The sequence below is a fragment of the Mesorhizobium newzealandense genome (assembly GCF_042682145.1).
GTDB lineage: Bacteria > Pseudomonadota > Alphaproteobacteria > Rhizobiales > Rhizobiaceae > Mesorhizobium > Mesorhizobium newzealandense.
The window spans coordinates 305,643-320,489 of record NZ_JBHUGZ010000030.1 but is presented as its reverse complement, the minus strand read 5'-3'; the positions used below and the strand labels follow the sequence as shown (position 1 = coordinate 320,489).

At 61.8% G+C, this 14,847-nt stretch carries 15 protein-coding genes and 1 pseudogene; 9 read left to right on the top strand and 7 right to left on the bottom strand.

Going from position 1 to position 14,847, the window contains the following annotated elements:
* Nucleotides 1–31: 31 nt before the first annotated feature.
* Complete coding sequence (locus ACFSOZ_RS35580; protein WP_379106008.1) at nt 32–487, bottom strand: hypothetical protein; 456 nt, start codon at nt 485–487, stop codon at nt 32–34.
* Nucleotides 488–643: 156 nt separating this feature from the next.
* On the opposite strand from ACFSOZ_RS35580, the gene ACFSOZ_RS35575 reads away from it, so the two are divergent.
* From ACFSOZ_RS35575 to ACFSOZ_RS35565, 3 genes are all read left to right on the top strand, one after another.
* The gene (locus tag ACFSOZ_RS35575) at nt 644–2,797 is read left to right on the top strand and encodes a transglycosylase domain-containing protein (RefSeq protein ID WP_379106006.1); all 2,154 of its coding nucleotides are present in this window, start codon (nt 644–646) and stop codon (nt 2,795–2,797) included.
* Between the two features lie 121 nt (nt 2,798–2,918).
* Complete coding sequence (locus ACFSOZ_RS35570; protein ID WP_379106004.1) at nt 2,919–3,503, top strand: DUF1214 domain-containing protein; 585 nt, start codon at nt 2,919–2,921, stop codon at nt 3,501–3,503.
* Nucleotides 3,496–4,065: a DUF1254 domain-containing protein gene (locus tag ACFSOZ_RS35565; protein WP_379106002.1), complete on the top strand. Its 570-nt coding sequence runs from the start codon at nt 3,496–3,498 to the stop codon at nt 4,063–4,065. The genes ACFSOZ_RS35570 and ACFSOZ_RS35565 overlap by 8 nt, the downstream gene beginning before the upstream one ends.
* Nucleotides 4,066–4,102: 37 nt before the next feature.
* Here the strand turns inward: ACFSOZ_RS35565 and ACFSOZ_RS35560 are convergent, their stop codons facing one another.
* Complete coding sequence (locus ACFSOZ_RS35560; RefSeq protein ID WP_379106000.1) at nt 4,103–4,291, bottom strand: hypothetical protein; 189 nt, start codon at nt 4,289–4,291, stop codon at nt 4,103–4,105.
* 209 nt (nt 4,292–4,500) lie between these two features.
* Here ACFSOZ_RS35560 and ACFSOZ_RS35555 point away from each other — a divergent pair, with 209 nt between their 5' ends.
* The gene (locus ACFSOZ_RS35555; RefSeq protein WP_379105998.1) at nt 4,501–5,562 is read left to right on the top strand and encodes a hypothetical protein; all 1,062 of its coding nucleotides are present in this window, start codon (nt 4,501–4,503) and stop codon (nt 5,560–5,562) included.
* Here the strand turns inward: ACFSOZ_RS35555 and ACFSOZ_RS35550 are convergent.
* From ACFSOZ_RS35550 to ACFSOZ_RS35540, 3 genes are all read right to left on the bottom strand, one after another.
* Nucleotides 5,540–5,887, bottom strand: a complete 348-nt coding sequence (locus ACFSOZ_RS35550; protein WP_379105996.1) for a DUF1491 family protein — start codon at nt 5,885–5,887, stop codon at nt 5,540–5,542. The genes ACFSOZ_RS35555 and ACFSOZ_RS35550 overlap by 23 nt on opposite strands.
* A 171-nt stretch (nt 5,888–6,058) precedes the next feature.
* Nucleotides 6,059–6,856 (bottom strand): peptidoglycan-binding domain-containing protein, encoded by a 798-nt coding sequence (locus ACFSOZ_RS35545; RefSeq protein ID WP_379105994.1) that lies wholly within the window; start codon nt 6,854–6,856, stop codon nt 6,059–6,061.
* Nucleotides 6,831–8,564, bottom strand: a complete 1,734-nt coding sequence (locus ACFSOZ_RS35540) for a sensor histidine kinase (protein ID WP_379105991.1) — start codon at nt 8,562–8,564, stop codon at nt 6,831–6,833. Before ACFSOZ_RS35540 ends, ACFSOZ_RS35545 begins: the two co-directional genes overlap by 26 nt.
* A gap of 536 nt (nt 8,565–9,100) precedes the next feature.
* Here ACFSOZ_RS35540 and ACFSOZ_RS35535 point away from each other — a divergent pair.
* Complete coding sequence (locus tag ACFSOZ_RS35535) at nt 9,101–9,454, top strand: DUF5330 domain-containing protein (protein WP_379105989.1); 354 nt, start codon at nt 9,101–9,103, stop codon at nt 9,452–9,454.
* Between the two features lie 100 nt (nt 9,455–9,554).
* The gene (locus tag ACFSOZ_RS35530; RefSeq protein ID WP_379105987.1) at nt 9,555–9,983 is read left to right on the top strand and encodes a SufE family protein; all 429 of its coding nucleotides are present in this window, start codon (nt 9,555–9,557) and stop codon (nt 9,981–9,983) included.
* 85 nt (nt 9,984–10,068) lie between these two features.
* Here ACFSOZ_RS35530 and ACFSOZ_RS35525 read toward each other — a convergent pair whose 3' ends face one another.
* Both ACFSOZ_RS35525 and ACFSOZ_RS35520 read right to left on the bottom strand, forming a co-directional pair.
* Nucleotides 10,069–10,494 carry a Ros/MucR family transcriptional regulator gene (locus ACFSOZ_RS35525; RefSeq protein ID WP_379105985.1) on the bottom strand — a complete coding sequence of 142 codons (426 nt, stop codon included), beginning with the start codon at nt 10,492–10,494 and terminating at the stop codon, nt 10,069–10,071.
* 448 nt (nt 10,495–10,942) lie between these two features.
* Nucleotides 10,943–11,311 carry an SH3 domain-containing protein gene (locus tag ACFSOZ_RS35520; protein ID WP_379106633.1) on the bottom strand — a complete coding sequence of 123 codons (369 nt, stop codon included), beginning with the start codon at nt 11,309–11,311 and terminating at the stop codon, nt 10,943–10,945.
* Nucleotides 11,312–11,443: 132 nt separating this feature from the next.
* Here ACFSOZ_RS35520 and ACFSOZ_RS35515 point away from each other — a divergent pair.
* From ACFSOZ_RS35515 to ACFSOZ_RS35505, 3 genes and pseudogenes are all read left to right on the top strand, one after another.
* A pseudogene (locus tag ACFSOZ_RS35515) lies at nt 11,444–13,568 on the top strand (S9 family peptidase).
* Nucleotides 13,565–14,191: a LysE family translocator gene (locus ACFSOZ_RS35510; protein WP_379105983.1), complete on the top strand. Its 627-nt coding sequence runs from the start codon at nt 13,565–13,567 to the stop codon at nt 14,189–14,191. The pseudogene ACFSOZ_RS35515 and the gene ACFSOZ_RS35510 overlap by 4 nt, the downstream one beginning before the upstream one ends.
* A 193-nt stretch (nt 14,192–14,384) precedes the next feature.
* Complete coding sequence (locus tag ACFSOZ_RS35505) at nt 14,385–14,786, top strand: SET domain-containing protein (protein ID WP_379105981.1); 402 nt, start codon at nt 14,385–14,387, stop codon at nt 14,784–14,786.
* Nucleotides 14,787–14,847 lie beyond the last annotated feature (61 nt).

Genomic DNA, 14,847 nt, shown 5'->3' with positions numbered 1-14,847 from the left:
CCACCTTGGCTGACAAAATCGGCGCGCGGCTTTACGCTGCGCCCGTCATCTCAGCGTATCGTCTGAGCCCCATCCCGGCGAAAAAGATGACCATCAGGATGGTGAAGGCGATGAGCAGGCCGATGCGGAAGAACTTCGCTAGCGGCGAGATCTTGACGTTTGCAAGCTGCTTGATCGGAACGCCACTCGGTTTCGTCGCCGCCAGGCCAAGCCAGAAAATGCAGGTGATGACAACGAGCACGCCAATGTAAGAATCCATCCAGTCCGGCACTCTGATGAATCCGAAATTGAACGCGAACGCTCGGCTCACGGACAGGAACAGCAAGGAGGATATAGAGCAGATAAAAATCAGGCGTTTCATACTACTTTCTTTCGCTGCAATTTTTAGCTCACCAAACATATAATTTGCCTTGATTGAAGAAACGTTATGTCTGCTTGCCTTCAACAATTTACCTTTCTCCGGGCGCGCGGCAGAGTTGCCTTTCACGCTTGCCCCCTGCCCTTGCGCCAACAAACCTTGCAGCTGTGTCCTCGCCGCCCTTGTGAGCGTCCACAAAATGGATGAATAGTCGGGACAGGGCGCCGCCCTGAAATTGCCGGCTTGCGGTTTTCAGGTCACGCCACAGCCGAGCCGGATTTCCGAATGGCCAGTCCTGAACCGCGCAAGAGAAGAGGTCCGATCGCAGCCTGGCTGCTGTCGCTCGATGCTTGGCTCGATTCCTCGCTCTACGAGATCGGTTTCAAGGCGCGCCAGTTCTGGGAAGCCGCGACGATCTTCTCGCGGCGCTTCCGCGTCAACGGCTGGCGCCGTGGCATCATCGAACTGTTGAGCGAAGGTTTTACACTGGGCGCCGGCGGCATTGTGGTGATGCTGGCGCTGGCCATTCCGGCTTTCCAGGATACGGCTGGCGACTGGCGCGCGCAGGGCGACTTCGCCGTCACCTTCCTCGACCGCTACGGCAACGAGATCGGCCAGCGCGGCATCATCCAGCGCGATTCGGTGCCGGTCGACGAAATGCCCGATCACGTCATCAAAGCGGTGCTCGCCACCGAGGATCGCCGCTTCTTCGATCACTACGGCATCGATGTGCTGGGCCTTTCACGTGCGATCTTCGAGAATGTGCGGGCCAATTCCGTCGTCCAGGGCGGCTCGAGCATCACCCAGCAGCTGGCCAAGAACCTGTTCCTCACCAATGAGCGCACGCTGGAGCGCAAGATCAAGGAAGCCTTCCTGTCGCTGTGGCTCGAGGCCAATCTGTCGAAGAAGGAAATCCTGCAGCTCTATCTCGACCGCGCCTATATGGGCGGCGGCACGTTCGGCATCGAGGCGGCCGCCGACTTCTATTTCGGCAAGAGCGTCAAGGACCTGAACCTCGCCGAGGCGGCGATGCTGGCCGGCCTGTTCAAGGCGCCGACCAAATATGCGCCGCACATCAACCTGCCGGCGGCGCGCGCGCGCGCCAATGTGGTGCTGTCCAACCTTGTGGACGCCGGTTTCATGACCGAGGGTCAGGTCCTGCAGGCAAGGCTGCACCCTGCCGATGTCGTCGATCGCGGCGAACAGAAAAGCCCGGATTATTACCTCGACTGGGCGTTCGACGAGGTCAAGAAGATCGCCAAGCCTGGCCAGCACTCGCTGGTCGCCCACACCACCTTCGACGCCAACATCCAGAAGGCGGCGGAAGAATCGGTGGAGTTCCATCTGCGCCAGTTCGGCAAGGAGTATAACGTCACCGAAGGCGCTGTCGTCGTCATCGAGACCAACGGCGCCGTCAGGGCCATCGTCGGCGGCCGCGACTATGGCGCCAGCCAGTTCAACCGCGCCACCAAGGCGCTGCGCCAGACCGGCTCGTCGTTCAAGCCCTATGTCTATGCAACGGCGATGGAGCACGGCTTCACGCCCAACTCCATCGTTTCCGGCGGCCCGATCAGCTGGGGCACCTGGTCGCCGCACAATTACAGCGGTGGATCGGCGGGCAACGTCACGCTGATCGTGGCGATGGCCAAGTCGATCAACACCGTGCCGGTGCGGCTGGCCAAGGACTATCTCGGCATCCCACCGATCAAGGCGATGGCCGAGGCGATGGGCGTGGAGTCGCCGCTCGAAGCGCACAAGACGATGGTGCTGGGCACCTCGGGCATGACCGTGATGGATCAGGCGACGGGCTATAGCGTGTTCGCCCAGAACGGCTTCGTCGGCTCCCGGCACGGCATCTCCCAGCTCGTCACCCGCACCGGCGAGGTGGTCTACGACTTCGCCAAGGATGCGCCACCGCCGCACCGCGTGCTGTCCGAGCAGGCGCTGAAATCGATGAACACCATGCTGGCGGCGGTGCCGGTGATGGGCACGGCGCGGCGAGCCCAGATTCCCAACATCGTCGTCGCCGGCAAGACCGGCACGACGCAATCCTACCGCGACGCCTGGTTCGTCGGCTTCACCGGCAATTACACGGCGGCCGTGTGGTTGGGCAACGACGATTTCACGCCGACCAAGAACATGACGGGCGGCTCGCTGCCGGCGATGGTTTGGCAGCGTCTCATGGTCTATGCCCATCAGAATATCGACCTCAAGCCGATCCCCGGCATCGACAAGCCTTTCGTCGACGAGGAGGTCGCGGCCAAGGCCGAGGACGCGCAGAAGAAGGGCGACGAGCAGGCGGCGGCGGATGCCGCGGCCGAACGGCCGCCCGTTCTATCCAGCCGGACCACGCAGACGTTGCGGGACATGACCAAATTGTTCCAGTCAGCGCCGGCCCTCGCCGCGCCTCAACCGCCGGAAACACTGTCGGCACTGTGAGTTTTTCCGGCTGGGTGAGTCTTTCCGACTGGCTTGGGCGGGCAAATCCATCGGCCCGCTTGCCACAAGACCCCACGCCGCGATATCCCCGAGCGGCAACTCTTCGTGTCCCCGGCCCTTCATGCTCAAGAATGCATTCCTGACGCTGCTTTCGCTTGTCATAGCCATCGGTGGCGGTGGCGGCAGCGTCTGGTATGCGCTGAAGGTCCAGGATGGTGTCGGTGCCATCCGGATTGGCCAATGGACGGCCTTTCCCGATATCGGCACACCAGCCGCCGACCCCTATTCGAAGGCCCGCGTGGCGCGCGAGGGCGTGCTTGCGCTCGGCCGTGCCGAAGGGCTTTCCTTCGTCGCCGAACACGACGCCGGTGGCAACGAACTCAAGCGCGAATGCACCTACACGATCGAGGGTGGATTTCCGACGGCACGGTTCTGGACGCTCTATGCCGCCGATCAATCGCTTGGCGTGGTCGAAACCGGCAAACCACGGCTTGCGGCGCTGCAATCCTACGGGGTGGTACGACAACCGGACAATTCGGTCGTCATTTCCGCCAGCCATCACCCGATGCCAGGCAACTGGCTGCTGACCGACGGCTTCGGCAGGATGTATTTCGTGCTGACATTCTACGACACGCCGATCGCCAGCAGCACCGGCCTGTCGGACGTTTCGCTGCCGCGGATCGTGAGGGTCGGCTGCGATGCGTAACTCTTACGCGACGATGCGCAAGCTTTTGCATGTCGTCCTGCTCGGCCTGCTCGGCGCCGGCATCGTGCACATCGTCGTGCTGCTTCTGGTGCCTGAATTTTCCGAACGCGACGCCTGGTCGCGGCTGTCCATGGCCTCGGACCTCTACAGGATGACCCGGCTCGATGCCGAAGCCGGTGGCGCGCCAGTGGTGAAATCCGTCGACCCGCTGTTTTACGCATCGGCATGCCGGTTCGACCTGGGCGAAGGGATGGTCCGCATCAAGGCGCCGGGACATGTCCCGTTCTGGTCGGTGTCGGTCTACGACCGCAGCGGCCACAACATCTATTCCTTCAACGACCACACCGCGACCGGCGGCGTGCTTGATGCCGTCGTGCTAACACCGGCGCAGATGATCGACGTGCGCAAGGACCTTCCTGAGGACCTTCAGGGAGCGATCTTTGTCGAAGCGCCGATCGAGGAAGGCATCTTCGTCATCCGCGCCTTCGTGCCCGACGTCAGCTGGAAGCCGATCGTATCGCGCTTTTTCGAGCAAAGTTCCTGCGAGTTGCAGGACTTCTAGACATGATCCCGGACCAATGCTCGGCGGCTGCCGAAACTCAGTGGTGCGGAACCGGCTTCGTCCGTGGCGATCCCGGCTTGTCGGGATCGACCGGCCGCACTTCGCCGGCTTGCGACCGCTCGTAGCGGATGCCGGGAAAGATGATCACCGCCGCCGGCATTTCGGCGGTTTGCTTCGTCCGATTGCTTGGTGCCGTACGCGGCACGAAAGACAGTACCATGCCCATGATTCGCGCATTCCTCTCGGTTTCCCCGGAGCACAACGCAACGCCTCCAAATATCATTAAGGACGGCAGAGGGTTAACGGAGCGCTAACGGATCGCCGCTAACTTGATCTTTGTCAGAGGTCAGGACGTTCTGACCCGAGGCAAACGCGAAACCGACACAGTCCCGGTCGAGCGTGGTCGAGATTGTGTCGAGTACGGGCGTATCCTTCGTGTCATCTTCGGACTTCAGGCAAATCGCGGTGCGAACCGACTCGGGAAGGGCTGAAAGGCTGTTCCGCGCCGCGGTGTCGGCGTTCTGCTCGCTCACCCGCCCGTCTCGCCGCGAGATCGGCCAGCTCGAAGACCTGACGCTGCCGCTTTTCGACAATGTGTCCGTCGAATCCCGCCGTTACGTGGCAGCCGCCCTTTCCGAATGCGAATATGCCCCCGCCGCATTGGTGCGCCGCCTTTGCGAGGAACCGGTCGACATTGCCGCGCCGCTGCTCATCCGCTCCCGCGCGGTCAGCGACATCGACCTCATCGCGCTGATCGGGCGGCATGGCCTGCCGCATGCGCGCGCCATCGCGCGCCGCAAGGGCTTGAACCCGACCATTGCCGATCTGATCAGGGCGCTCGAAAGGCCAACCCTGGTCCGGGTGCGGGAGCCCGACGCGAACGCCACGTCAGGGGACAGAGCCGCGACGGCCGCAGCGGACAAGACTGCACCGGTGAACACGGAAGCCGTAGCCGAAGGGCCCACAAGAGAACTGGCGCCCGGCATTGCCGCCGAAAATGCAAGGCGCAGGCTGCGCTCGATGATGCGCACCGGCGACGAGGCAGCGGCGACGAACGCCGATCCTTTCGCGGGAGCGGACACCTATGTCAAATTGCGCGAGACGGCGCTGACAGGAAACGCGGCGTTCTTCCAGACCGCGCTCGCCGATGCGCTTGATATCGATTTCTCGATCGCGCGATCGCTCACCGCCAACCAGAACTATGCCTCGTTGCTTGCAGCGCTGCGCTCGCTCGACCTCAGCGAGGACAGGGCATTCCTGATCACGGTCGCGGTCTATCCCAGCCAGTTCCCGCATCCGCAGGCGATCCGCATCTTCCTCGACCGCTACCGCCTGCTGCATCGCGATGCGGCCGTGGACAAGGTGCGGCTGTGGAAAGCCGAGACCCTTTCAAGGGTGGTTCGCGACGCCGCCCCCGCAAACAGCGATACGCGCACGGCATCGAACAGCGACGATGCGGTGGTTTCGTCCGGCCTCAGGGCGTCTTCACGGAAATAAGCTCCTCGACTGGGATGGCACCGGCCTCGATCTCGACCACCCAGATGTCGGGATCGAACTTCTTTTCCCGTTCCAGCCGCGCCTCGAGCACGGCGGCATCATCGCCGTTGCCGAGAAGGCTGAAGAAGCGATCGTCGGGCTTCGCCGAATCGTAGCTTGTCTGCGGTGCCGGTCCGAACAGGGCAATGTCCCCCGCCCTGCCGCGCGCCAGGACGAAGACAGCGCCGGCTTCGGTGGCACCGCGCTTGACCACGGCGGCAAATCCGCCAGCGCCGAAAACCCGGCGCAACAGGGCCGAGACCCACAGATCCGATGTGACGCGCATGAGAAAACTCCGCTGATGCATGTCGCCCGAAGGTGGCCCGGTTGTGGGACAACGACATGCATGAAAACAAAGGCTTCAAGCGCGGCGCATGAAGCCGTTGCGGGCGCGACGCGCTTTAAGCGTGCGGGCTATCTATCGATATTTCCGCCGCTCGGCGAGCCGTTTCAGCCGTCAGTTGGTCAGGCCGATCTCGCGCATCTTGACGTAGACGATCTCATCGGGCTCGCCAGTCTGCGGCAGCCCGAACAGCGACTGGAATTCCTTGATCGCCGCCTTGGTGCGCGTGCCGACGACGCCGTCCAGTTGCATGTCGTCATTGCCGAACGCCTTGAGTCCGGCCTGGATCTTGACGATGCGGGCATCGGGTTCCTGCGTTGCGGCATTCGTCTGGTCGGCATTCGTCTGCCCGGAATTCGTCTGCAAAGACACAGGAACGGCGGCCGGCATATCCGGGCGCGGCTGCGGTTTCGGTATGACGGCCGCTGTTTTCGGCGTTGCGCCCAGTTGATCCAGCAGAAGCGCGTCGATCTCGCCGGACGCGTTGAGCCCGACCTTCTGCTGATAGGCCTGGATGGCCTTGCGCGTGTTGGGGCCGGAAATGCCATCCACCGTTCCGGAGTAGAAATCGAGATCCTTCAATATGCCTTGCACCTGTTCGACCACCGGATCACCCTTGATCGGCGCCGGCGTGCCGGATGGCCGCACAATGTTGAACGTCGTCTCCGGTTCGTCGGACGCCGTGCGTGGAAAGCCCTGGATGCTACGGGTTGCGAAGAACGCGCCGGCATGCGGGAAAGGCTGGTACCACAGTGCATTGGCGGAAATGTAGAACAGCGTCACCAGGAATGCCGTCGACCCGCCGACCAGGACGGGATTGCGCGAGATCATACCGCCAACGGCGACGGCACCGTCCTGAAAGGCACTGGTGCGGCGCTTGACCGCCTTAGCCTGTTTTGCGGAGCGAGCCATTTCTGTCCTCTTTCCCCATGGCCATCGGCATCGTCAGCACGCCGGCCTTCTCCGCCTGATGTCCCTTCGGTCCGTTCACCGGCAAGCTGATGGTCACCGTGGTGCCCTCGCCCGGCATGCTTTCGATGGACATCGTGCCTTCGTGCAGCGCCACCAGGCCCTTGACCAGCGAAAGGCCGAGGCCCGTCCCCTCGAAACGGCGGGTATAATCGTTCTGGATCTGCATGAAGGGCTTGCCGAGATTGGCAAAATCCTCCTCGGCGATGCCGATGCCGGTATCCCTGACCCAGAAATGCAGGCGCGAACCGATCCGCTTGGCGCCGACGACGACATCGCCGCCATCGGGGGTGAACTTGATCGCATTGGAGACCAGGTTGATGAGCATCTGCTGCACGGCACGCCGATCGGCATTGATGTCGCCGGCGTCGGGTGCGATCTGCGCCTGCAGATCGATGTTCTTCGCTTGCGCCTGCAGCCGCAGCATGGACTGGCACATGTCGACCGCTTCCATGAACCGGAACGGCTCCGGTTCGGTCGCATAGACGCCCGACTCGATCCTGGACACGTCGAGTATCGAAGTCACGACGGCAAGCAGATGCTGGCCCGAATCCCTCACCAGGCCGACATATTCCTTCTGGCGCGGATCCTTAAAAGCGCCGAACATCTCGTGCAGCAGCATGTCCGAGAAGCCGATGATGGCATTAAGCGGGGTGCGCAGTTCATGGCTGACCACCGCCAGGAAGCGTCCCTTGGCCACCTCGGCGGACGCGGCCGCCTCATTGGCCGCCGCGAGATCTTCGCGCAGCCGGGCAATCTCGTCATTCTCGCGCAGGACAAGCGTGAAGACGTCGCCCTGCTCCTCACTCCGCACCAGGTCGAGCGAGAACGGCCGATAATTGTCGGCTGTCAGGCCGTTGCCGTTCTGAGGCAGCCTGATGCGCAATTCGAGCCGGCGCGACAGCGCGCCATCGCGCATGTCGGCCAATGCGCTGAGATAGGTGACGCGATCCGACAGATGGATGCGATCAAAGAGGCCGTTTCCGGAAAGCAGCTCGGGCGGCAATTTCAAAAGCGTGCGTGCCTTGGCGGAAGCGTCCAGAACTTCGCCATGGCGAGCAATGCGCAGGACCACCGCATCGATGATGTCTTCGAGCCGGTCGGCCGTGTCGACGAGATCGGCCGCACCGGTCGAGTTTTGAAACGCCGACGCGCGCGGGATCAGCGTGAGCGCCCAGGCCAATGGCACCAGCCAGTGCCACGCGGCAATCTGCGCGCCGGAGAATGGGAATAGAATTCCAGCCAGAGGCTGAACCAGGATGGCGACAGCAGCCGACACGGCTCCCCAGATTGCCGCACGCCGCGAGGCGCCGATCCACCAGGCTTCGAACGGCAGCGCCACGACAAGCATGGCGACTGGCGAGCTCAGCCCGCCGGCAGCGGCGATAAGACTGCCGAGAGCAATGCCCGCCATCGCCAGAGCGAACTGAGCGGCGATAGCCATCTTGCCTGTCGCCGCCACCAGCAAGGCGACAAACCAGCACAGACCAAAGGCCGCGAAGATGGCGGCCACGGTGACGGCGGCGCCCATGCCCGAAGTGACCAGCGTGACCGCGGCGCCGGCGGCAAAGAAGGGAGCCGCCAGCATGACGCCGATGAAGCGGCGCTGGCGCTCGCGGTTGCTCCGCCCAAGGATGGACGGATGCACCATACGTTCGCAACCAGCGGCCATCGCGCCAGGCAATTCAACGGATCTGGCCTTGATCGAACTCAACTCAACGCACCCGTACTCGTCGTGGACAGCTCTGCTTTGCAGATTGTTTTGGTTGGCTCCGAAAGTCGCATCCAGCGTTTAAGGAATGGATAAGGCAGGGCCGACCAAGACCCGGCCTGCGGCAAATATCGGGATGGCGGCAGCCGAAAGCCCGGGCAAATGCAGCCATAGTAAACGGAGGGTTATCCGGCGCCGGCGCCTCTCGGCTGGATGCACGCGGCGCCTGGACTCCCGGGCTTCAGGAAAAATGCAGTAAAAGCAACCAGATAGATGGTTATCCGGCATTAAGGAAAATCGATCGGATTTGCAACAAACTGATTTCACAACGGTTCGTTTCGAATTTGCCTAAAATTTGAGGAAAATTTTCGGCGAACCCGCAAGCCGTCCTTTGCGCCTGTGTGCCACCATCCAGCCCATAAAAGAGGTCATGCCATATGGATGCATGATCCGGTCACGACGAGAGGGTTAGGGAAATGGTCTTCCTGATAAGAATGGCTTTCTGGTTCTCGCTGGTGCTGCTGGCGCTGCCGCTGGGCGTCGGCCCCGATGAATCGGGCCGCGAAAGCGTCGGGCCGATCCAAGCCCTGTTTGCGGCGCGCGAGGCGGTAGGCGACATCGCCGGCATTTGCGAACGCAAGCCCGATGTCTGCGAAACCGGCAAATCAGCGATGCACACCATCACCGCCCGTGCCAAGGAGACCGCCAAGATCGCGGCAGCGATGCTCGACGATAAGTCCTCCGCGGGACCCGACACATCGACTATGACCGGCAGCGTGCCGGAGGAAATCGTCTTGCCCGAGACAGTCACACTGCCGGCGCAGAATTAAGCCGTCTCGACGGCGCACCGCGGGTCGTCTGCCCTCTCGACGCCCGCGGTGTCCTTGTTTTTTCCGTGACGCGGCGCCGCCGCGTGATTATATCCGGGTCATGACGACCACGATCCAGACGATCCGCGACGATTTTTCATTCCTTGAGGAATGGGAAGACCGCTATCGCTACGTCATCGAGCTCGGCGAGGCGCTGCCGCCCTTTCCGGACGACGAACGCAACGCGGCCAACAAAGTGCCGGGCTGCGTCAGCCAGGTCTGGCTGACCACCGAACAGGGGCCGGGAGCCGATCCGATCATCAGCTTCACCGGCGATTCGGACGCCCATATCGTGCGCGGGCTGGTCGCGATCATGCTGGCGCTGTTTTCCGGCAGGACAGCCAGCGAGATCCAGAAGACCGATGCGGAAGCGACACTGAAAGAGCTCGGCCTCGACGAACATCTTTCGCCGCAGCGCGCCAACGGCCTTCGCTCGATGGTCAAGCGCATCAAGCGCGATGCCGAGGCGGCGCTGAAGCAGACCGCCTGACGACTACGTCTGCAACGATCCTGAACCGCAAAATCAAACGGCGCCCGAAGGCGCCGTTGATGTCGAACGATCTGGCGAGCCGCGATCAACGCGCCTTGCGCTTGCGGCCGAGACCCATCTTCTTGGCGAGCTGGGACCGCGCAGCGGCATAGTTGGGAGCAACCATCGGATAGGTCGGGTCGAGGTTCCACTTTTCACGATACTGGTCGGGCGTCAGGTCATAGTGGGTCATCAGGTGGCGCTTCAGCGACTTGAACTTCTTGCCGTCTTCAAGGCAAACGATGTAGTCGTCATGAACCGAGCGCTTCGGGTTGACCGCCGGCTTCTGCTTGTCGGCAGGCGGTAGTTCGGCGGTGCCGCCCACGCGCCCGAGCGCGGCATGGACATCGGCTATCAGGTTCGGCAATTCGCCGACCGGCACGGGATTGTTGCTGACATAGGCGGCCACCACATCAGCGGTCAACTCGATCAGCGCATCGCTGTTTCTGGAAGGTGTTTCGACAATATCCATGGTCATCAGGCCCCAACAAGAGTTACGTCGGTGTGCGCCCTTTTTTACAGGCAGGGCATAGCACGAAATTTTGTGCAGGTAGAGCTTCTGCGATTCGTGTCGCGGGCACATCAATGAGCCTGCAACCCAAGTAAGTCAATTCGCCCTTTGCGCTATATTGAACGATGTTGATCAATTATTCCCGGATCAGCTTCAATCTTTCGTGCGTTGTGTAATTTTTCGATATTTCGCCCGCCAACCAGCAAAGGCTGACGCAACGTCAGTTAACCGTTACATTCGCGATAACTCACAAAGCAGGTTTCAATGCTTAATTTTGCTTGGCCGTCGCACGGGCAAGCTTGGTTGCTTGCATCTATCCACAAAACCACAGGTTGCCCTTCTCCCGCGCAAGCAATCAGGCGGCATGCTCGTCATCCGGCCGGTTCGGAATCAATCGCTGCCAGGTCAATCAATGCGGCGCGATGTATTTGCCATAGGCCCAGCCGGTGACGAAGTTGCCGTTTTGGGCCGGGTCATGCCAGACTTCGCACCAGCGATAGCGAACCGTCTGTTCCTGCTTCCACGCTGGCTGATTGGCGATGTCGAGCAGGTTTATCCCACCGGTGCATCGTCCGGTCATCTGCAGAACGGTCCCGTTCGGGTATGCCGCCTGCTTCTGGGATGTGCCCGAAGGGTATTTGCGCACATTGAGCGTGTCGCCGAACGGTACATTGGCCACTTGCCAAGCCGCGAATACGGTCGCATGAGACTGGCCGGCAATAGCCAGAGTTAGCGAAGCAACGGCGAAAGCCGCAGCAGTCCGAGAATAAATATTCATCATCTCTCCTCCCGGCTCATCTCCTGGAGCCGCCACAACCCTTGAGCTGCGGCTCTTGAACCCGCCCTGATCGGCATGTTCATTCGCCATTCAAGATATTCTCCATTCAAGATACCGGCAAAGCGAGACGCAATGACCAAGACTTCCGCCTTTCCGCACGTCAGCCCGCCAACGCCCGAGAAACGGCCGGTTTCCGACACGCATCACGGCATCACGCGAACCGACGACTATGCGTGGCTGCGGGCCGACAACTGGCAGGAGATGTTCCGGGACCCATCATTGCTCGATGCGGGGATTCGCGCCGAGCTCGAGGCCGAGAATGCCTATCAGTCGAAGCTGATGGCCGACACCGCCGAGTTGCGAAAGCAGCTTTTCAAGGAAATGAAGGGCCGCATCAAGGAAGACGATTCCTCCGTGCCGATGAAGGATGGATCCTATGCCTATGGCTCGTCCTTCAAGCTTGGCGGCGAGCAGCCGCGTTATTTCCGCATGCCGCGCGACGGCGGCGCCGAGCATATCCTGCTCGACGGCGACGCGGAGGCCGCGGGCAAGGCCTATTTCCGTCTTGGCGGCGTCGATCATTCGGCGGACCATCGCAAGCTCCTGTGGGCATTCGACGACAAGGGCTCCGAATTCTACACGCTTCGCGTGCGCGACCTCGACGATGGCAAGGAACTCGCCGACCAGATCCCCGACACCGGCGGGTCGGGCGTCTGGAACGCCGGCGATGACGGCTTCTTCTACACCCGTCTCGATCCCAACCACCGCCCGTCCAAGGTGCTGTTCCATGCGCTTGGGCAAAGCCCGGAAAGTGATCAGCTGATCTATGAGGAAACCGATCCCGGCTTCTTCATGGATGTCGGCGGCACCCGCAACAACGAATGGATCATGATCGGCATCAACGATCACGAGACTTCGGAATATCGCCTGATGCGCGCCAGCGATCCATTTGCCGAACCGAAACTGGTCTCGCCGCGCGAGATTGGCCTTCAGTATGACCTGGAGGAAGGCGGCGACATCTTCTTCATCCTGACCAATGCCGACGGCGCCAAGGATTTCAAGATCATGACAGCGCCGGCGAGCGATCCGGTGCGCGCCAACTGGCAGGAACTGGTGCCGCACGAACCTGGCCGGCTGATCCTGTCGGTGATCGGCTTCAGGGACCACATGGTCCGGCTCGAACGCAAGGAAGGCCTGCCGCGCATCGTCGTGCGCGACCGCGACAGCGGCGAGGAGCATCTCTTGTCCCTCGACGAGGAAGCCTTCTCGCTCGGCCTGTCGGGCTCCTACGAGTACGACACCGACATCATGCGCTTTTCCTATTCGTCGATGACGACGCCGGCCCAGGTGTTCGACTACAACATGCGCACCCGCGAGCGGGTGTTGCTCAAGACCCAGGAAGTGCCGTCCGGCCATGTCGCCGACCATTATGTCACGAGGCGGTTGATGGCGCCTGCTGCCGATGGCGAACTGGTGCCGATCTCGCTGTTGCACCACCGCGACACGCCGCTGGATGGGTCCGCGCCTTGCCTGCTTTACGGCTATGGCTCCTACGGCATTACGGTGCCGGCCGCATTCAACACCAACTGGTTCTCATTGGTCGACCGCGGCTTTGTCTTTGCCATCGCTCACGTCCGCGGCGGCAAGGACAAGGGCTATGGCTGGTACGATGACGGCAAGCGGGCGCACAAGATGAATACGTTCACGGATTTCATCGCCTGTGCCCGCCACCTTGTTGCCGAGCGCTACACGGCCCACGATCGCACAGTCGCGCAAGGCGGCTCGGCCGGCGGCATGCTGATGGGTGCCATCGCCAACATGGCGCCGGACTGTTTCGGCGGCATCGTCGCCGAGGTGCCCTTCGTCGACGTGCTCACCACCATGCTCGATGCCAGCCTGCCGCTGACGCCGCCGGAATGGCCGGAATGGGGCAACCCGATCGCGTCCGCAGACGATTACCGCACCATCGCGGCCTACTCGCCCTACGACAATGTCGCCGCGCTCGACTATCCGCCGATCCTGGCGCTGGCCGGGCTCACCGATCCGCGCGTCACCTATTGGGAACCGGCCAAATGGGTGGCGCGGCTGCGCGACCGCAAGAGCGGCGACAATCCGGTGCTGTTCAAGATCAACATGGATTCAGGCCACGCCGGCGCCTCCGGCCGGTTTTTCGCGCCTGGAGGAGATCGCCTATACTTATTCCTTCGCACTGAAGGTGATGGGCAGGGCGCAGCTTACAGGAGAGACCCGCCAATGATCGATCTGTCCACATTGACAGCCTACATCGCGGTTGTGCTCGGCTTTGTCTTTATTCCAGGCCCAGCCACACTCCTTACCGTCGCGCGGGCAACGAGTTCCGGAACGAAGGTGGGCATCGCGACGGGTGCCGGGATCGCGGCCGGCGACGTGGTTCACACCGTCATGGCCATGGTCGGCATATCGGCGATCATCGCCACTTCGGCGGCGTTGTTCAGCATCGTAAAGTACATCGGCGCCGCCTACCTCGTTTATCTCGGCATTCGCGCGATCATCGAGAAAACACCAGCCAACCCGGCTGCCGGCGCGCTTGCCATCTCCGCCGGCAAGGCGTTTCGACAGGCTGTCCTGACCGAAGTGCTCAACCCCAAGACCGCTCTTTTCTTCCTTGCATTCCTGCCTCAGTTCGTGCGGCCTGAAAACGGGTCGGTGATGCTGCAGTTGACCATATTAGGGGTCATCTTCGTCATGCTGGGTCTTCTCAGCACGGTCGTCTTTGCAGTGAGCGCCGGTCGGCTTGGCACTTTCCTGCGCCGAAATCCGAGGGTACTCAAGTGGCAAGGCAAGATTGTCGGCGGCATCTACTGTGCTTTGGGCGTCCGTCTGGCAATGCAGCAACGCTGACGCGCAGCGAGCTATCGGCACTGCGCTGCCGGCCGCCCACGGTCATCACTTTTTGATTTGCGCATGATCCCGTCCGACGCTTCTGTTCCAGCTATGTGAAGTGGATTTTCCGCTCGCAATTGCAATGGCTGCGCGCTACCCAGTGCGCGGCTTCTCTGAGGCTCCTACAGTCCCAATCGCGTAAAGGTCCATTATGCTGCTCGTCGACGTCTATCTCGACAAATCGCCCATCCAGGGCATCGGCGTCTTTGCCAAGAACCACATTCCCCGCGGCACGCTGATCTGGAAGCTGGATCCAAGGTTCGACCGGATCATCAATGTCGAGACCTATGAGGGCGAGACCGGACCGGTGAAGAGCTATCTCGACCGTTACTCCTATCCCGACCGCCGCGACCCGAACTACATCGTCTTCGAAGCCGACGATGCGCGCTACATGAACCACGCCGACGAGCCGAATTGCGACGTCTCCTCGCCCGAGGCGAGCTTCGCGTTGCGCGACATCGCACCCGGCGAGGAGCTGACCTGCAACTACAACCATTTCTTCGAGACGGGCTTCGACTTTCTGGGCGACCGCCACCCGTACTCCAATAGCTGAAGCGCGGCGCGCCTGACGAGAGTCACACACCGCGCTTCAAATTATTGTTTTAATGCATGCC